The organism is Bradyrhizobium sp. JYMT SZCCT0180 (assembly GCF_018130165.1).
GTDB lineage: Bacteria > Pseudomonadota > Alphaproteobacteria > Rhizobiales > Xanthobacteraceae > Bradyrhizobium.
This window is the reverse complement of record NZ_JAFCLZ010000019.1, coordinates 72,787-89,919: the sequence shown is the minus strand read 5'-3', so window position 1 is coordinate 89,919 and position 17,133 is coordinate 72,787. Positions and strand designations below refer to the sequence as shown.

Below are 17,133 nucleotides of genomic sequence, written 5' to 3'. Positions count from 1 at the left end.
CGACGAGGATCGGAAACATTACGTTTCTGATCACCTAGTATGCTAGACATTTCACGGCGAATGGATTCGGGAACAAGTTTAAAGACTGATGTCGTCAAGCCGACTTTCCGCATTGCTCGGCACATGGTGTGCGCAAGGCAGCGTCAACAGGGCTGGCGGAAGCTAGCGCAACGTCGCACGAGACAATGGCTGTGACGGGGCATTAGACGCTAGAGGAAGTTGAGCGCTACGCCAAGCCGCGAATCGAAAGTCTGCCCGATTCGGCAATGTCAAAACTCAGAAGGTCCCATGCCTGACAATAGTAGCTGGCTAATCAATATTCCTTCACAAGGAATCTCCGTCAGCTCTCACGGCAAGGATCAGATTTTACAGTTCTTTGAACGGGAGGCGGACTTCTATCGCGCCTTAGCCATAAACAACTTCAACGTGGTATTCGCAAATAATAGCTATGGCTCAGTAGAACTAACGGCTCCTGCCCTAGATCAATTGTCTAAGATTTCCCAAGAGATCAACGCAGGCAAGACTGCGCTACTTGACCAGTACATTGCGGACGCGAAAGCGGGCACTATTCTTGTTGGTGCGAGTCCCACTGGTCAACGCATCAGGAAGCTCAAGGAATTGGACGGCAACGCAGCAACGATGGTCGCCGCCATTCTTTCACCGAAGTGGCTTAAAACAAATCACAGCACCGCGCGCGACATGATCGCCCTGTTTCGGGCCATCGCCTTTGCAAATCCTACGACCCATGGATTCGACAATCTCATCGAGGCATCACAAGCCACGCGAGATTCAAAGGAGGCTCGCGACTTAAGCCGAAATTCGGCTGCAAAGCTGGAAGAGTTTATCACGGAGAAAAAACAACTCATCCTCGAACTGGAGAGTCTGTATCGGACTCAATTGACCATCCAAGAACCTGCTATTTCTTGGGAGAATATTGCGAAGCGAAAAACGAGAGTTTGGGTTGGGTGGTTGATTTTTTTTGGAGTCATGGTGGTCGCGCCACTTGTAGCGGCTCTCTGCTTCTGGGGACCGGTTTCAGAATCGATCATCAAACTGACCTCTTCTACGAACGGTGGTGTTTCGATCTCCGGACTTGCCGCGATATCGATCCCGGCCCTTTTTTATGCGTGGCTGTTGAAAAACATCAGCCGAGTTTTCATACAAAATCTGAACTTGGCAGATGATGCAGCTCACCGCCGCTCGCTGGCGCTAACATACATGGGGTTACTGCGTGACGAGCAACATCCAGCGACCGATCAGGATCGGGCCATTATCTTGAACGCTCTGTTTCGACCGATCCCGCCGCAAAACGCTGATGAGGGACCGCCGGTTGGACTGATTGAACTCATCAAGAGCAAATAGGAACGTTCTGCGCACACTCGTTGTCCATCGACGAATCGAGTGGGACAAAAAGCCATAAAATACCGATCAAATTCAGTGACTTGAAAACAAGCTGGCGCTCCCTAGGGGAATCGAACCCCTGTTTCAGCCTTGAGAGGGCCGCGTCCTAACCGCTAGACGAAGGGAGCGTTGGCTTGAGGGAATAGCCGCGAAATCGTCCGGCTGCAAGGCGCTGAAGGCCATGGTTTTGGCGATCTACGGCTGGCCGGGCATGATTTTGGCGGCCTGGCATCGAAATCAGGCTTCAGGGCGCCTTCAACTGAGCGATGGCGGCGGCGCCGGCCGAAGGGTCGAGACTGACGACGGCCCCGAGAATCCGGAACTCAGTGACGACCGGGCGCGCATCTGCAGTCCGCTGCCGCGCGACTGGGCGCTGAGCGTTTTGCTGACGAATTTCAGCCTGCCGGCGGGTTTTGGCGGCCTGGCGTCGAAGGCGAGGACTTGGTCACCGCCTGTACCCAGCGTCACCTCCTCGCCGGTGCAACGCCGTTCGAACGAACTCAACGCCTTCCCTGCCCGCTTCCGCGCGCGGCGAGAGAAACCCAGCCGCCGGAAGCCCTGCTTCTGACAAACGGCAAATCCAAAACACCTGTCTGTGAAGTCACCGCGGCGTTAACGTCTGATAGCATCGCCGTATTCTGATGCCGAGGCCGGCCAGGCCAAATCGCGAAAGGACATCCGCAAACCGCAAACTGCCTTGGAAAACTGCCTTGGAATATTGCCCTGGGCAGGGAAACCCGCGCGGCGATCCGAGCCAATGGAAATGTGTTCCGGCTCGCGCCGCAAACAGATCAACAGCTTAAAAAGAGCGAGGGACAGCCATGATCAAGGTGAAGATAAACGGCCAGGAACAAAATTGGGATGGCGATCCGGATCTTCCGTTACTCTGGTTTCTCCGGGACGAGGCGGGACTGACGGGGACCAAATATGGCTGCGGCCAGGCCCTGTGCGGCTCGTGCACCGTCATCATCGACAAGCAGGCCGTGCGCGCCTGCATCACTTCGGTTTCCGACGTGGTCGGCCGCGACGTCACCACCATCGAGGGCCTGCACCCGACCGGCGATCACCCGGTGCAGAAGGCCTGGCGCCAGCTCAATGTCCCGCAATGCGGCTACTGCCAGACCGGCCAGATCATGCAGGGCGCCGCGCTGTTGATGGACAATCCAAAACCTTCCCATGACCAGATCCGCGAAGCGATGGCGGGCAACATCTGCCGCTGCGGCTGTTACCAGCGCATCGAGAACGCCGTGCATCTCGCGTCAACGGGGGTGTGATCATGAATATCCTCACCAATCCCAAGAAACTCCGTGGCTTTGAGCGGCATCTCAAGGTCGAGAACGTTTCCCGCCGCAGCATCCTGAAAGGCCTCGGCATCGCCGGCGGCTTTGCGCTCGCGGCGCCCGTGATGTCACGCCCGGCTTTCGCCGCCTACGAGACCGGCGCATCGAAGATGCCGCACGGCACCGTGGTCGATCCACGCGTGTTCGTCTCGATCGCACCCGACGGCATCGTCACCATCGTCGGCCACCGCGCCGAGATGGGAACCGGCGTGCGGACCAGCCTGCCGCTGATCGTCGCCGAGGAGATGGAAGCCGACTGGTCGCGCGTCCGGGTTCAGCAGGCGCCCGGCAACGAGGCCAAATACGGCAACCAGGACACCGACGGCTCGCGCAGCACGCGGCATTATCTGATGCCGATGCGCCAGATCGGCGCCTCGGCGCGCTCGATGCTGGAGGCCGCCGCCGCCAAACGCTGGGGCGTGCCGGCGACCGAAGTGAAGGCCCGCAATCACGAGGTGGTCCACGCTGCGAGCGGACGCAAGCTTGGCTTCGGCGAGCTCGCCGCCGATGCCGCCAAGGAATCGGTGCCTGGGATCGAAGGGTTGAAGCTGAAGGACCCGAAGGATTTCCGCTATCTCGGCAAGGGCCAGATCGGCATCGTCGACCTCAGGGACATTACCGTCGGCAAGGCGCATTACGGCGCCGATATTCGGCTGCCGGGCATGAAATACGCCGTCATCGCCCGCCCGCCGGTGACCGGCGGCAAGGTGAAGTCGTTCGACGCGACGGAAGCGATGAAGGTCTCCGGCGTCGAGAAGGTATTGGAGGTCAAGGGCTGGCCGTGGCCGTCCAAATTCCAGCCGCTCGGCGGCGTTGCCGTGATCGCCCGCAACACCGGGGCTGCGATCAAGGGACGCGATGCGCTGAAGATCGTCTGGGATGATGGCGCCAACGGCAAATACGACTCGGTCGCCTACCGCGCCTCGCTCGAAGAGGCCGCGCGCAAACCGGGGCTGGTGGTGCGCAAGGAAGGCGACGCCGATGCGGCGTTGAAGAGCGCCGACATGGTGATAACCGGCGAGTATTACGTGCCGCATCTGGCGCATGTCAGCATGGAACCACCGGTCGCGGTCGCCGATGTCAAAGGCGACAAGTGCGAAATCTGGGCGCCGGTGCAAAGTGCCGGCGGCACCCGCGAAGACGTCGCCAAGACGCTCGGCATCCCCGAGGCCAACGTGACCGTGAACGTCACGCTGCTCGGCGGCGGGTTCGGGCGCAAATCGAAATGCGATTTCGCGATCGAGGCGGCGCTGCTGTCGAAGGAACTCGGTGCACCCGTGAAGGTGCAATGGACGCGGGAGGACGACGTTCGCAACGGCTTCCTGCACACGGTTTCGCTGGAACGCATCGAGGCGGGGCTCGACAAGAGCGGCAAGGTGATCGCGTGGCGGCACCGCAGCGTGGCGCCGACGATTGCCTCGACCTTCGCGGCTGGTGCGAAGCATGAGGCGCCGTTCGAACTCGGCATGGGACTGATCGACAACCCGTTCGAGATCGCCAACCTGCAATGCGAGAATCCGGAAGCGGCCGCGCATACCCGCATCGGCTGGTTCCGTGCGGTGTCGAACATCCCGCGCGCCTTCGCGGTCCAGTCCATGGTCGCCGAAATCGCTTCGGCGACCAAGCGCGACCCGAAGGACATGCTGCTGGAGCTGATCGGATCGCCGCGGCTCGTCAACCTGTCTTCGGTGAAAGACCCATGGAACTACGGCGAGCCCTATAGCAGCTATCCGATCGACACCGCCCGCCTTCGCAAGGTGGTCGAGCTGGTCGCGGACAAGGGTGGCTGGGGACGGTCCGTGCCGAAAGGCCACGGGCTCGGCATCGCCGTGCACCGGAGTTTCGTCAGCTACATCGCGACCATCGTCGAGGTCGCCATTGACGGCAAGGGCAAGCTCACAGTGCCGAGGGTCGATACCGCGATCGATTGCGGAACCTATGTCAATCCGGAGCGCATCGAATCCCAGATCGAGGGCGCGGCGATCATGGGGCTGAGCCTCGCCAAATATGGCGAGATCACTTTCAAGGACGGCAAGGTGCAACAGGGCAATTTCGACGATTTCCCTGTGATCCGGATGGACGAGTCCCCGCTGGTGACCCACGTCTATATCGTGCCGCCGGGCCCCGACACGCCGCCCAGCGGCGTCGGCGAACCCGGCGTGCCGCCGTTCGCGCCGGCCTTGATCAACGCGATCTTCGCCGCCACAGGTAAGCGCATCCGGAGCCTGCCGATCGGCAAGCAACTGGAGGCGTGACAAGGAACGTTAAAGGGCTGTGGCCGTTTTCATCGATCTGACAGGAGCCAGGTCGATGAAAAGGTCGATGAAAATCACGATGGTGAGATTGGGGGCGCTCGCGGCAACCTTGCTGTCGGGCGTCCTGCTTTTTGACATGCAGGCAGCGAACGCCCAGACCAACGCTGCGCCGGACGCAACGGCAACGCGGCCGGCGAAGACGCCGTCAGGCCAGACTTCGATTCCAAGCAGCGGGCCGGCGGCCACGACGACGCAAACCACCGGCGAAGCCAGCCGGGATCCGACCATCAAGCAGATGAACGAAACCGAAAAGTCGAAGGTCGATTCCAAAGGCAAATGACTTGAAATAAAAAGCGGCGGGGGTTGACCCCGCCGCTTTCCACACCACCCCCGTCGAACCGTTCGGCCCTTACTTCTTGACGGCGAATACCCAGACGACGCCGCCTTGCGGCACGTTGTTCTCGACACCCACGTTATTCTGGGTCGCCAGCGCGTCCTGGATGCGCTGCGCGTCCACGCCCCACCCGGACTGCACGGCGATATATTGCGTGCCATCGACCTCATAGGCGATCGGCATGCCCACGATGCCGGAGTTGGTCTTCTGCTCCCACAACTTCTCGCCCGTCTTGGCGTGGTAGGCACGGAACATCCGGTCGTTGGTGCCGCCAACGAAAACGAGGTCACCCGCCGTCGCCGTCACCGAGCCGAACAGTTGGGATTTGGGGAAGTTCTGCTGCCAGACCTTTTTCCCGGTGGCCGGATCCCACGCCTGCAGTTCGCCAAAATGATCGGCGCCGGGGCGAACCTTCAGGCCGATGTCTTCGGGCTTGGTGCCGAGCCAAAGCTGGCCCGCAACCAGCGGCACTTTCTCGCCGGTGAAGCCACCGCAGAAATTCTCGTTGGCGGGCACGTAGACCAGGCCGGTCTTCGGGCTATAGGCCGCCGACGGCCAATCCTTGCCGCCCCACAGCGACGGACAGAACTCGACCCGCTTGCCAATCACCGGCTTGTGCGCGGGATCGACGATCGGCCTGCCGGTCTCCGGCTCGATTCCTTTCCAGACGTCGGTGTGAACAAAGGGCCAGCCGCTGACGTAGTTGATCTTGTCGGCCTTGCGCTCGAGCACCCAGAAGATCGCGTTGCGGCCGGGATGAATCAGGCTCTTGATGGTGCGACCGTCCTTTTGCAGGTCGATCAGCATCGGCGCCTCGACCTCGTCCCAGTCCCATGAATCGTTCTGATGGTACTGGAAGTATGTCTTTATCTTCCCGTTCTCGGGGGCGAGCGCGAGCACCGAGGTTGAGTAGAGATTGTCGCCGGGATGAGTATTGCCCGGCCAGGGTGCGGCATTGCCGGTGCCCCAATAGATGGTCTTGGTTTCGATGTCGTAATTGCCGGTCATCCAGGCCGGCGCGCCGCCCGATTTCCAGTCGTCACCGCTCCAGGTTTCGTGACCGGGTTCGCCGGGACCCGGAATCGTGAAGGTGCGCCACAGTTCCTTGCCGTTCTCGGCATCATACGCGACGACATAGCCGCGTATGCCGAATTCACCGCCGGAACCGCCGACGATCACCTTGCCATCGACGACCAGCGGCATCAGCGTCAGGTATTGACCCTTCTTGTAGTCCTGAACCTTGGTGTCCCACAGCACCTTGCCGGTTTTGGCGTCGAGCGCGACGACGTGATCGTCGGTCGTCGCCAGATACAATTTGTCCTGCCACAGTCCGACGCCGCGGTTGGTCGGATGCAATTGAAAGAGGTCGTCGGGAAGCTGGCGCTTGTATCGCCAATACTCGTCGCCGGTCTTGGCGTTGAGCGCGATCACCTGCCCCGCAGGCGTCGCGACAAACATCACGCCGTTGTTGACGATCGGCGGCGCCTCATGGCCTTCGACCACACCGGTCGAGAAGGTCCATACCGGCGTGAGGTCCTTGACGTTCGAAGTGTTGATCTGGTCGAGCGGGCTGTAGCCCTGCCCGTCGTAAGTCCGGCGATACAGCATCCAGTTGCCGGGTTCGGGTTTTTCGAGGCGGGCCGACGTCACCGGGCTGTAATTCTCGATCGGTCCAGCGCCGGCGGCGGCTGAGACAAGGCACGTGAATGCGACAGAGCTCGACAATAACCATTGTTTTGTGGTCATGAGACGCAACCTCCCTGTTTTTGTTTTTCATTCATTCCATCGTCGTGCGAATGCGATGCGGCTTCATCCTCCAGTCAGGTACCTACCTTTCCAATGAATGTTGCAGTGACGGTGAGCGCATCGTCCGTGATCGCCAGCGGAAGCGCCGCCAGGCGCCGCGGCGCCGGCCCGAACAGGACTTTTGCGCTTTCCCGCGGATCATATTCGGAGTTGTGGCAGGCACATTTGAACACGAGCTTGTCGCCCGACGCCTGTTTCACCCAGCCGGTGACCGGGCATCCCGTGTGCGAACAGATCAGCGAATAGGCGACGATGCCGTCGGCGCTGCGTGATCGCGTGTCATCATCGAGTTCGGCCGGATCGAGCCTGACCACCAAAAGCTCGTTCAACCGCGAGCCCTTGCGGATCACGGCGGTCTTGGGGTCCTTTGGCCAGGCGCGCACAGGAGGCCCGCCGAGCTTCAAATCCTCAGGCTTGATGGCCTCACCCGCGCGGTCCCCTTCCGAGAACACCAGCGTGTCGGCTTTTTGCGGCCGCAGATTGCTGCCGGGCTGATCATCTTCCGCAACGGAGGGCTCTGGAGCAGCAAGACAGGCGCAAGTCGCAAGCGCTGTCAGCAGCATCGCACGCCGCGTCGGATCGGAACATGAAACCGCGCCATCGTGTTCGACGATGTCGTCCATAGGAACCGCGGCGCTGGGGTTGGATTCCGACATGGCGCAAGCTGAGCGTGTAACTCAGCCAAAAAAATGGCGAGCGTCCAACCTGCCAGCGTTGCTGCTACGCGAAAAATCACCTTGCATTCTGAAGTTGAGTTCGACGAGCGGCCGTCGATCGCTCCGCTCAGGGCTCGCTAACGAATTTCAGCTGCCCTACAGGTTTCAGCGTCTTTGCATCAAATGTGCGGATTTCAGTTACGCCGCCGATATCGAGGGTCACGACCAGCCGGTCGCCGGCGACGCCGGTGGACACGATACGGGCGCCTTTCGGCAAGCTCGCCGTGGTATCTGATATCGCTGCGGGGCTTCCCTCGCTGCGATAAAGACGATAGCCGATGGCGGTCAGGACGATGGCGACGGCGAGCGCCGAGGTCAGGCCTGCGATCAGCATCATCCGCCGCACCCGCGCAAACAGCGCGGCCTGTTCGGGGGTCGGTTCGGGCGCAACGGTATCAGTCATGCAAAGGCTCTTCTTTGGAACAAGTCACGTCTTCGAATAACGGCGAGAGGCTGGAGGTCACGGTCGGCGGCGACGAAGGATCGCCCCGGCTCGACCGTGTGCTCGCGGTGCTTCGCCCCGAACTGTCGCGGTCCCGCCTGAAGGCGCTGATCCTCGCCGGTTCCGTCACCGCCAAGGGCACCCCCATTCGCGACCCCGCTTATCATGTTGCCAAAGGCGATACGATCACAATCGACGTCCCGGAGGCCACCCCGCCCGAGCCAAAGGGCGAGGATATCGCGCTCGATATCGTCTTCGAGGACGAGGACATTATCGTCATCGACAAGCCAAAGGGCCTGGTCGTGCATCCCGCTGCCGGCCACGAAACCGGCACGCTGGTCAACGCGCTGATTGCCCATTGCGGCGCAAGCCTTTCCGGCATCGGCGGCGTCCGCCGCCCGGGCATCGTGCACCGGCTCGACAAGGACACGACGGGGTTGATGGTCGTCGCCAAAAACGACCGCGCGCACCAATCACTCACGGCGCAATTCGCCGACCATGGCCGTACCGGGCCAATGCGGCGCGGCTATATGGCCTTTATCTGGGGCGTGCCGAACCGCCAGCGCGGCACGGTCAACGCGCCGATCGACCGGCATCCCTTTGCCCGCGAGAAAATGGCGGTGCGCGACAGCGGCCGTGAAGCGGTTACTCATTGGGAGCTGCAGGCGGCCTTCAATGGCCGGGACGGCAAACCGGTCGCCTCACTGCTGGCCTGTCAGCTCGAGACCGGACGGACCCATCAGATCCGGGTGCATCTTTCCCATATCGACCACCCCCTGATGGGCGATGCGGTCTATGGCCCGCACTTCAAGACCAAGGCCGGCCAGCTCGGGCCCGGAGGTCAGGCTGCCTTGGCCGCGCTCGGCCGGCAGGCCCTGCACGCCTACCTGCTTACCTTGGAGCATCCTCGGACCGGAGAGCTTTTGCACTGGGAGGCGGCCCTACCGGAGGATTTGCTTCTCCTGAGGGGCACCCTCGAAGCGGCGCTATGACGCAGCCGATTCAGAAAAGTGATGCTATGCCAACAGGTTATGGCAGGCACACGGGGACGTGACGTCAGCATTCCTTCCCTATCGGCCCCCATTTGGTGTATGTTGCACCTGCGCTGAATATCCAGCGCGGAACATCGCAGCCTGGTCGGCTTTAACACAGCGATCACCTGCCGGGCCCGCCGCTATCGGGGGCCTGAACCACTGGAGGGCGCTCAATGGCCCGTACAGCTACGTTGCCGGTTCTCAATGGAGAATCCGGCCTTTCTAGATACCTCGCCGAGATCCGCAAATTTCCGATGCTGGAACCCCAGCAGGAATACATGTTCGCCAAGCGTTGGCGCGAACATGACGATCGCGACGCGGCACACCACCTTGTCACCAGCCATCTCCGGCTCGTCGCCAAGATCGCCATGGGCTATCGCGGCTACGGCCTGCCTATTTCCGAGGTCGTCTCGGAAGGCAATGTCGGCCTGATGCAGGCGGTCAAGCGGTTCGAACCCGAAAAGGGCTTCCGGCTCGCTACCTACGCCATGTGGTGGATCAAGGCGTCAATACAAGAGTACATTCTGCGTTCCTGGTCGCTCGTGAAAATGGGCACCACCGCGAACCAGAAGAAGCTGTTCTTCAACCTGCGCAAGGCGAAGAGCAAGATCTCCGCGCTGGACGAAGGCGATCTCCGCCCCGATCAGGTGGCGATCATTGCCAAGCGCCTCGGCGTGACGAATCAGGACGTGATCGACATGAACCGCCGCCTCGGTGGCGACGCGTCGCTCAACGCTCCGATCCGCGACGACGGTGAAGCCGGCGAATGGCAGGACTGGCTGGTCGATAACTCGCCCAACCAGGAAGCCATCATGGCTGAGCACGAGGAGTTCGATCATCGCCGGCAGGCGCTGAACGGCGCCATCGGTGTGCTCAACCCGCGCGAACGCCGCATCTTCGAGGCGCGGCGTCTGGCGGAAGAGCCGATGACGCTGGAAGACCTCGCCGCCGAATTCGGCGTGTCGCGCGAGCGCGTGCGGCAGATCGAGGTCCGCGCTTTCGAGAAGGTGCAGTCGGCCGTCAAGGGCACGATTGCCCGGCAGGAAGCCGCCGTGCTCGAAGCCGCGCACTAATTCGCGGCCAAGGTAATTAACGACGAAAGCCGGCGGCAACGCCGGCTTTTTGTTGTTTGGTAGCTCAACGCTCGCGGTGTCGTCCTCCGCGAAAGCGGGGGACCCAGTACGCCGCGGCGGAAATGAGACGTCGCGCAATAACTGCGGCCTCTGGAATACTGGATCGTCCGGTCAAGCCGGACGATGACAGCGAGGACCTAATCCGCGATACTGGTGGACCGGTTCAGCGCGCTCCAGCAGCGCGCCAAGACTGAGAGCTTACTCCCCCCACTCCCGCGCCAGCTTTGCAAGTTCGCAGCCTTCGCAGTACCGGGCGTCCTTGAAGTCGATCCAGTTATGCGCATAGACCTGCGTCAGTGGGATGCCGTAACGCGCGCGCAGGACCTTGACCAGGATGCGCCACGCCGCCACCTGCGCCTCGGTGGGACCGCGCGTTACATCAGGAAAATTGCCGGCGAATTCCACGCCGACCGAATTGTTGCCGACCACCTGACGAAAGGTCGGGCGGTTGTCGATGTATTTGTTGTCGTTGCGGTTGCCGCCGTCGCCGTGGGTCGGCACCAGATTTTCCGGCACCGCCCAGTACACGGTGCCGTCGGTTTCGACCCAGACCATGACGCCGCGCCGCGTCGGATTTTTGGACTGCGCCTGCGCACCGCCACGGGCCGAGCCGGCCGGGCCTTCGGTCTGGTGCACGATGATGTTGCGCCAGGGATGCGCCTTGGCAACGTCGCCCCATGGCGCCAGCCAGACCATCTTCAACCCCGGAATCTCGGGCGTGCCGGACGATCGCGCGATGGTCGCGAGGTCGGGCGTTTGGGCAGCAGCGGGAAGAGTGAACGCGATGGCGCAGAGCGCGATCGCAAGGCGGCGGAGCTTCATACGCAAAGGATCCAGTGACGACCCCTTGAGTAACATGCTTCAGGCGCGCTTGCGCAAGCTCGCATCCGCCAGCACGGCTATTTCGATCCCGGGCACCAGCGGCGGCGCGGGCTCGTAGGTCGCAAAGCAGTTTCGGCCGCCCTTCTTGGCGTCGTAGAGCGCGTGGTCGGCGGCCGCGATCAGACGGTCGGGGAACGCCCCCATCTCCCGGGTCCATTGTGCGACGCCGATCGAGACCGAGATCGGAATATCGTTGCCCATGCATTGTTCGGCATCGGCGCGGCATACTTCCAGCACCCGGCGCGCGATCATCGCGCCTTCGCGCAAGGTCGAGGACGGCAGCACGATGCAGAACTCGTCGCCGCCCGACCGCGCCAGCATGTCGCCGGGGCGCAGGCGGGTTTGCGCCATCAGGGTGAAATGCTGCAGGCAGGCGTCGCCGGCGGCGTGGCCGTAGGTGTCGTTGATGCCCTTGAAGCCGTCGAGGTCGATCACCAGCAGCGCGAACGGCTGGTTGCTGCGCTCCGAGCGGGCGCATTCCTCGGTCAGGCGCTGCACCAAATGGCGGCGGTTGCCGACGCCGGTGAGGTCGTCGAGCAGCGCCAGATCGGCGACTTCGCTGCGCAGATGGTCCATCGCCATCAGCAGGAAACCGAAATTCAGCGCCATCGACAGGAATACCAGCATCAGGATCACGGCCGACTGCGCCGGGCTGAAATGCATGTAGGAGAAACCGCCGGCGATGCCGCCGATCAGCCGGACTGCATAGATGGCGATGATGAGGCTGGCCACGATGGCGGCCAGCCGCGCACCCGGATTGACGCGGCCCTGATGCGGGGTGAGCAGCAATTTGATGCTCAGCGCCAGCGGAAGAACCTGGGCGATGGTGAAGATGGTGATGCGCGCCGGCGCGCTGTCATAGGCGAACATGAAAAACGAAAGGCCGGCGAAGCTCAGCCCCATCACCAGCCAGGTGGCGCGCCACGACACCTGCTTTTCGAAGAATTTCTGGACGCCCATCGCGGCGAGGCAGAGCGCGAAAATCATCGCGGTGCCCGCGATGAGCAGCGGCCAGAGTGCGTCGGTCACGACGCGCAGCATCGCAACGGCCGCGCCTGCCGCCGCCATGAACGAGGAGCCGGTCCAGTATCGCGCGGCATAGAATGACGGATAGCTGCGGATCACGTAGGCCCAGATCAGGCCCAGCGCGAGAAAATTGATGACGAACACCGTCCACAGCGTCGGAACGCTCAGCATCGCGTGCCCGGGACGCTTAGCGTCCCGTCTCCCCTGTTAGATCGCCCCAGTAAATCGCTCAAGGCTTTCACCTCCGCGGGCGTTTCCCCGATCGACAATCCCCGTTGTCTTACGGACAAGGTGCGCCCTGCTCGCTTAACGGACTCTCACCGTCGCCGGGTAATCAATACCGTGGTTTTAAATTGATGAAGAGCGCGCGCGTTGGGGCATCGTTAAGCATGATGCGCGCGGCGCGATCGGCGGTACCGAACGGCATTTTCGCGGAAAAGCACGTCAAAATGCATAACAGCTGTGGATAACATGATGACGGCGACGTGACAGCACGCGGCAGCACGCCGCGAATCTGTTGCAATTGATCTTGAGGATGTTGCGAGGTTGGCCCTCCGCCAAGCATGCCTCGGAGTCGCGTTTCAATCCATTAAAACCTTGAGAGGATTTACTATGGCTAAGAAAGCGAAGAAGGCGAAAAAGGCGAAGAAGGCGAAGAAGGCCAAGAAGTCGAAGAAGTGAATTTTGGCCCGGGTGGGGCGCTCAGTTCCGCCCGGGCTTCCACTTTCAAGGCTTCCACTTTCAAGGCTTCCACTTTCAAGGCCCCCACTTTCAAGGCTTCACTTTCAAGGCTCTACTTACGTTCAAGGCTTCCACTTTCAAGCCTCTCAATTGCAAAACCATCGATTTCGAAAGCAGCGGGCCTCGGGCCCGCTTTTTATTTTCCCGGGGTCATCGCCCGGCTTGACGACAACATCTACCGCTCCGCAAACGCCAGCTTCGCGCCCAGCGCGGCAAATCCCGCCGCGAAGCTGCGGCGCAGCCACGCCATTACCCTCGGCCGGGTGATGACGCGGTCGCGGACGCCGGCCGCGAACAGGCCGTAGATCGCGAACACCGCAAACGTCATCGCCATGAAGACCCCGCTCAATTCAAGCATCCGCGCCAACGGATAGGCCTCATCCACCGCGATGAACTGCGGCAGGAAGGCGAGGAAAAAGATCGAGAGCTTTGGGTTGAGGATGTTGATCAGCACCGCCGTGACGATCACCCGCCGGCTCGATCGGCCCGGCGCCGGCCGGGCGTCGAGCGCAAGCGCGCCGGTTTCGCGCAGCGCCTGCCAGGCCATGAACAGCAGATAGACCACGCCGCACCATTTCAACACCGCGAACGCCAAAGCGCTGGTATGCAGCACGGCGGCAAGCCCGAGCATCGCCGCCAGCATCTGCGGCAGGATGCCGAGCGTGCAGCCGAAGGCGGCGGCGATCGAGGCGCGGCCGCCTTGCGTCAGCGCCACCGCCAGCGTGTAGAGCACGCCGGTGCCGGGGGATGCGACCACGATCAACGTGGTGAGCAGGAAGGACCATGTCATCAACGAGACCCCATTGGCTGCGAAAGCCGCGCCGGTCGGCCATATCATGGCGCGGCCGGTTGCGGAAGCAGCGCACCCGAAACCCTGGGATCACGAAGCCGTGCTGGCTAATGCTTGATTTCGTCATGCCCGGCCTTGTGCCGGGCATCCACGTCTTACTTTGCCGCCACATCTTGCTTTGCCGCCAAGACGTGGATGGCCGGGTCAAGCCCGGCCATGACAAATGATGGTGGCGCTTGGATGGTGGCGCTCGGCCCCAGCTACGCCTCGCCCACCCGGCTCCAGGCGATCGACATCCTTTCCGCCTCGCGGATCACGTCCAGCGGCGCCCAGGGCTTCGCCCAGAATTGGGCGCCATCCGGCAGCTTCTGCCGAAGCGGTTTGCCCGAGGTGACGATCACATCGATGTCCGGATTGAATTTCTTGGCGACATGCGCGAGCTCCACGCCGTTCTTGTGGCCGGCGAGCTGGACGTCGGTCATGACAAGCACGAGGCTCGCCCCCGCCTCCTCCAGCACCAGTTCGGCGGCCTCCGCGCTTTCGCACTCGATCACGTCCATGTCGCTTTCTTCCAGCAACAGGCAGATCATTTCCCGCTGCATCGGATCGTCTTCGACAACGAGTGCGGTCGCCCGAAAAGGCTTCGATTGTCCCATAGGTCGCCCTCCTGAATGGGTATTCATCACGGTAACAGGGGGTTAAAGCGGAAAATCGCTTTATGTTCGGTTCCAATTTGCGAAAGATGCGGGAACCCGCGCAACGCGGCCTGCCTGTTTTCTCATCTGTTGGAGCTGACCTCGCATGACTGCCATCAATGGATCGGCCGCCGCCGTAACCGGCGCGGCCAGCGGCATCGGCCGCGCTTTGGCGCTTGAACTGGCCGCGCGCGGCTGCGATCTGGCGCTGGCCGACCGCGACGAGGCCGGGCTGCAGCAGGTCGCCGCCGAGATCGCAAAAGCGCACCAGCGCAAGGTCTCGACGCACCGCGTCGATGTCGGCGAGCCCGGGCAGATCGCGGAATTCGCTGAAGCCGCCAGCGCCGCGCATCCCAGGCTGAACATCGTGATCAACAATGCCGGCGTCGCATTGCTCGGCCAGTTCAGCGAGATCGAACAGGCGCAGATGGACTGGCTGTTCAACATCAATTTCTGGGGCACGGTGCACGGCACGCGCGCGTTCCTGCCGATCCTGGCAAAGCAGCGCGAGGCGCATATCGTCAATCTCTCCTCGATCTTCGGCATCATCGCGCCGCCCGGCCAGACCGCCTATAGCGCGGCGAAATTCGCAGTGCGCGGCTTTTCGGAAAGCCTGCGGCATGAGCTCGCGATGGCGAACAGTTCAGTGCGATTGTCGGTGGTGCATCCCGGCGGCGTCGCCACCAGCATCGTACGCAATTCCCGCACCGGCGCCGGCGTCACCGACAACGCCCGCCGCGCCCAATCGATCGACCGCTTCGATGCGGTGGCGAAGACGACGCCGCCGGCGGCGGCACAGCGCATCATCCTCGGCATCGAGAAAAACCAGCCGCGGATTCTGATCGGCAACGACGCATGGTACATGGATCTCCTGCAGCGCTTCCGGCCGGCGACGTATTGGGCGGTGCTGGCCAAGCGGCTGGAGAAGGCTGCCAATGCGGTGAAGGTTTCGTGAGAGCAATACACTCGGTGTCGTCCCGGGCTTGACCCGGGACCCATACTCCGCGGCGGTCATTGTTTGCAGAAGGTCACTAACGCCGGCGATCTTACCGATGGGCCGCGGCGTATGGGTCCCGGGTCAAGCCCGGGACGACGTGGATATAGTTTCGCGTTCTCGCGTCGCACAGCGACCGAGGTTTGCAAATTCGTTCCGCCCTCTCCAATCAGAGGGCGCAGGGAATGCCGGATGCGCGCTGCACCCGCGGTCTCATGTGCGATTGTGCATAAGAATGCTGCACATGAGCATACAGGGCAGCGGAGAACATCCGACATTCCCTGCGCAATGGCTTTACGGCTTATATCGTGCTCTCCCCGGTGAGACGGCCTCTATTGCCACCGTCGCCCCTCGGAAGCGTTGGCTCCCGAAAGACTTGACGCCGTTACGGGCGCCAGGACCACACGACTTCGCCGTACGCCTTTGCTGCGACCGTCAATCGCAACATCAACGTCCACCGCATCCCCGCCCCTCGTCATGACGACGGCCGACGCCCCTCTGAATGGGACGGGATGGGCGAGAATGTGCCGGTGATTTGGCTCGAAGGAAAGAAGATTATTTTTGATTTTCGGAAATTATTCACTTGACATCATTTCCGTAAATCGGAAGTGATTTGCCCGACGTGGTGATTTGCCGCAGGATCGGATTGAAGCGCGTCCGCCGCCATGATCGCCGCGGCGGCAACCAACACGATGCACGCGCCGGCCAGCACGACGGAGAGCGAGAGTGCACCGTGCAGCCCGCCCGCCATGACGCCCCAACTGGGCCGTGGCGGCTGCAGGCCGAGGCCGATCGCATCCAACGTGCTGACCGGCACGATGAGCCAGCCGAACAGCAGCAAGCCGAGGCGTGCGAGCGATGGCGGGGCCGTAACCCGCAGATAGGCCACGGCGACGGAAAACATCATTCCGAAACCGACGATGCTCCTCCCGTGTCCGGGACCGAGCCAGGCGATGCCAGCGATGACAGCAAGAAAGCCCGGCAACAACGATGCAGCGCCGAGAGCTGCGAGCATGATATGGCCGACGGGCGAACGCCCGAGCAGGAATTTCGGCGCCACGAACAGGGCGCGCGCGAGAACAATGACGACGCGTTCGAACCGCCGCGTCAGGAGACGCACCAGCAGGCCGGTAGCCAGAGCGAACGCTGCCGTCGCCAGGGTTTGCCCCAGCGTATAGGTTGCGCCGGCGAGCAGTCGGCTGAGCGTATCGCGGCCGAGCTCATCGCGGCCGAGCCAGTTGGCGAAGTCGGGCACGGCGAACCGCATGGGAAGGTTGACGCCCAAATAAGCATCCGGAGACAGCAGCGCGCCGCCGATCGCCATTGCCGCACCGATCACGAGGATAGTTGCGCCGACAGTCAAGCGGATTGAAGCCACGGTACCCACCCTTGCTTTCATGGAGTCGGGTAGTCGCGTCCAGGCCCCGTTGCGTTCAGCGCCACGGCGCCCCTTCACGGAAGCCACCCTACCCAGGAATATCCCT

At 62.1% G+C, this 17,133-nt stretch carries 16 protein-coding genes and 1 tRNA gene; 8 read left to right on the top strand and 9 right to left on the bottom strand.

The window, feature by feature from the left end; translation table 11 throughout:
• Positions 1–288 precede the first annotated feature (288 nt).
• Positions 289–1,362: a DUF6161 domain-containing protein gene (locus JQ641_RS26365; protein WP_211998792.1), complete on the top strand. Its 1,074-nt coding sequence runs from the start codon at positions 289–291 to the stop codon at positions 1,360–1,362.
• A 92-nt stretch (positions 1,363–1,454) separates the two neighbouring features.
• On the opposite strand, the gene JQ641_RS26360 is transcribed toward JQ641_RS26365, so the two are convergent.
• A tRNA-Glu gene (locus JQ641_RS26360) sits at positions 1,455–1,529 on the bottom strand.
• A gap of 59 nt (positions 1,530–1,588) precedes the next feature.
• Here JQ641_RS26360 and JQ641_RS26355 point away from each other — a divergent pair.
• From JQ641_RS26355 to JQ641_RS26340, 4 genes are all read left to right on the top strand, one after another.
• Positions 1,589–1,969, top strand: coding sequence for a hypothetical protein (locus tag JQ641_RS26355; protein WP_211998791.1), 381 nt, complete (start codon positions 1,589–1,591; stop codon positions 1,967–1,969).
• 253 nt (positions 1,970–2,222) lie between these two features.
• On the top strand, positions 2,223–2,675 hold the full coding sequence (locus JQ641_RS26350) for a (2Fe-2S)-binding protein (RefSeq protein WP_211998790.1): 453 nt from the start codon (positions 2,223–2,225) through the stop codon (positions 2,673–2,675).
• 2 nt (positions 2,676–2,677) lie between these two features.
• Complete coding sequence (locus JQ641_RS26345; protein ID WP_211998789.1) at positions 2,678–4,996, top strand: xanthine dehydrogenase family protein molybdopterin-binding subunit; 2,319 nt, start codon at positions 2,678–2,680, stop codon at positions 4,994–4,996.
• Positions 4,997–5,051: 55 nt separating this feature from the next.
• Positions 5,052–5,336: a hypothetical protein gene (locus tag JQ641_RS26340; protein WP_249150713.1), complete on the top strand. Its 285-nt coding sequence runs from the start codon at positions 5,052–5,054 to the stop codon at positions 5,334–5,336.
• A gap of 69 nt (positions 5,337–5,405) precedes the next feature.
• Here the strand turns inward: JQ641_RS26340 and JQ641_RS26335 are convergent, their stop codons facing one another.
• The 3 genes from JQ641_RS26335 to JQ641_RS26325 form a co-directional block, all read right to left on the bottom strand.
• Positions 5,406–7,136: a methanol/ethanol family PQQ-dependent dehydrogenase gene (locus JQ641_RS26335; RefSeq protein ID WP_211998788.1), complete on the bottom strand. Its 1,731-nt coding sequence runs from the start codon at positions 7,134–7,136 to the stop codon at positions 5,406–5,408.
• Positions 7,137–7,210: 74 nt separating this feature from the next.
• The gene (locus JQ641_RS26330; RefSeq protein ID WP_211998787.1) at positions 7,211–7,852 is read right to left on the bottom strand and encodes a QcrA and Rieske domain-containing protein; all 642 of its coding nucleotides are present in this window, start codon (positions 7,850–7,852) and stop codon (positions 7,211–7,213) included.
• Between the two features lie 127 nt (positions 7,853–7,979).
• Entirely contained in the window at positions 7,980–8,315 is a 336-nt protein-coding gene (locus JQ641_RS26325) for a hypothetical protein (RefSeq protein ID WP_211998786.1), read from the bottom strand.
• Between the two features lie 14 nt (positions 8,316–8,329).
• Here JQ641_RS26325 and JQ641_RS26320 point away from each other — a divergent pair, with 14 nt between their 5' ends.
• Positions 8,330–9,346 carry an RluA family pseudouridine synthase gene (locus JQ641_RS26320; RefSeq protein WP_249150711.1) on the top strand — a complete coding sequence of 339 codons (1,017 nt, stop codon included), beginning with the start codon at positions 8,330–8,332 and terminating at the stop codon, positions 9,344–9,346.
• A 215-nt stretch (positions 9,347–9,561) separates the two neighbouring features.
• Positions 9,562–10,461 carry an RNA polymerase sigma factor RpoH gene (gene rpoH, locus JQ641_RS26315; protein ID WP_192736706.1) on the top strand — a complete coding sequence of 300 codons (900 nt, stop codon included), beginning with the start codon at positions 9,562–9,564 and terminating at the stop codon, positions 10,459–10,461.
• A 258-nt stretch (positions 10,462–10,719) separates the two neighbouring features.
• On the opposite strand, the gene JQ641_RS26310 is transcribed toward rpoH, so the two are convergent.
• The 4 genes from JQ641_RS26310 to JQ641_RS26295 form a co-directional block, all read right to left on the bottom strand.
• Positions 10,720–11,343, bottom strand: coding sequence for a peptidoglycan recognition protein family protein (locus JQ641_RS26310; RefSeq protein ID WP_211998785.1), 624 nt, complete (start codon positions 11,341–11,343; stop codon positions 10,720–10,722).
• 39 nt (positions 11,344–11,382) lie between these two features.
• Complete coding sequence (locus tag JQ641_RS26305; protein ID WP_211998784.1) at positions 11,383–12,600, bottom strand: GGDEF domain-containing protein; 1,218 nt, start codon at positions 12,598–12,600, stop codon at positions 11,383–11,385.
• Between the two features lie 745 nt (positions 12,601–13,345).
• Positions 13,346–13,960: a LysE family translocator gene (locus JQ641_RS26300; protein WP_211998783.1), complete on the bottom strand. Its 615-nt coding sequence runs from the start codon at positions 13,958–13,960 to the stop codon at positions 13,346–13,348.
• 260 nt (positions 13,961–14,220) lie between these two features.
• Positions 14,221–14,616 (bottom strand): response regulator, encoded by a 396-nt coding sequence (locus JQ641_RS26295; RefSeq protein WP_211998782.1) that lies wholly within the window; start codon positions 14,614–14,616, stop codon positions 14,221–14,223.
• Between the two features lie 145 nt (positions 14,617–14,761).
• Between JQ641_RS26295 and JQ641_RS26290 the strand changes: the two genes are divergently transcribed.
• Positions 14,762–15,610, top strand: coding sequence for an SDR family NAD(P)-dependent oxidoreductase (locus JQ641_RS26290; protein WP_211998781.1), 849 nt, complete (start codon positions 14,762–14,764; stop codon positions 15,608–15,610).
• Positions 15,611–16,238: 628 nt separating this feature from the next.
• On the opposite strand, the gene JQ641_RS26285 is transcribed toward JQ641_RS26290, so the two are convergent.
• On the bottom strand, positions 16,239–16,973 hold the full coding sequence (locus JQ641_RS26285; protein WP_211998780.1) for an ABC transporter permease family protein: 735 nt from the start codon (positions 16,971–16,973) through the stop codon (positions 16,239–16,241).
• Positions 16,974–17,133 lie beyond the last annotated feature (160 nt).

Excerpts from the sequence above, each read along its gene's own strand:
- JQ641_RS26365 (WP_211998792.1), top strand. The coding sequence starts at position 289 with ATGCCTGACAATAGTAGCTGGCTAATCAATATTCCTTCACAAGGAATC.
- JQ641_RS26350 (WP_211998790.1), top strand. The coding sequence starts at position 2,223 with ATGATCAAGGTGAAGATAAACGGCCAGGAACAAAATTGGGATGGCGAT.
- JQ641_RS26345 (WP_211998789.1), top strand. The coding sequence starts at position 2,678 with ATGAATATCCTCACCAATCCCAAGAAACTCCGTGGCTTTGAGCGGCAT.
- JQ641_RS26340 (WP_249150713.1), top strand. The coding sequence starts at position 5,052 with ATGAAAAGGTCGATGAAAATCACGATGGTGAGATTGGGGGCGCTCGCG.
- JQ641_RS26335 (WP_211998788.1), bottom strand. The coding sequence starts at position 7,136 with ATGACCACAAAACAATGGTTATTGTCGAGCTCTGTCGCATTCACGTGC.
- JQ641_RS26330 (WP_211998787.1), bottom strand. The coding sequence starts at position 7,852 with ATGTCGGAATCCAACCCCAGCGCCGCGGTTCCTATGGACGACATCGTC.
- JQ641_RS26325 (WP_211998786.1), bottom strand. The coding sequence starts at position 8,315 with ATGACTGATACCGTTGCGCCCGAACCGACCCCCGAACAGGCCGCGCTG.
- rpoH (WP_192736706.1), top strand. The coding sequence starts at position 9,562 with ATGGCCCGTACAGCTACGTTGCCGGTTCTCAATGGAGAATCCGGCCTT.
- JQ641_RS26310 (WP_211998785.1), bottom strand. The coding sequence starts at position 11,343 with ATGAAGCTCCGCCGCCTTGCGATCGCGCTCTGCGCCATCGCGTTCACT.
- JQ641_RS26305 (WP_211998784.1), bottom strand. The coding sequence starts at position 12,600 with ATGCTGAGCGTTCCGACGCTGTGGACGGTGTTCGTCATCAATTTTCTC.
- JQ641_RS26300 (WP_211998783.1), bottom strand. The coding sequence starts at position 13,960 with ATGACATGGTCCTTCCTGCTCACCACGTTGATCGTGGTCGCATCCCCC.
- JQ641_RS26295 (WP_211998782.1), bottom strand. The coding sequence starts at position 14,616 with ATGGGACAATCGAAGCCTTTTCGGGCGACCGCACTCGTTGTCGAAGAC.
- JQ641_RS26290 (WP_211998781.1), top strand. The coding sequence starts at position 14,762 with ATGACTGCCATCAATGGATCGGCCGCCGCCGTAACCGGCGCGGCCAGC.
- JQ641_RS26285 (WP_211998780.1), bottom strand. The coding sequence starts at position 16,973 with ATGGCGATCGGCGGCGCGCTGCTGTCTCCGGATGCTTATTTGGGCGTC.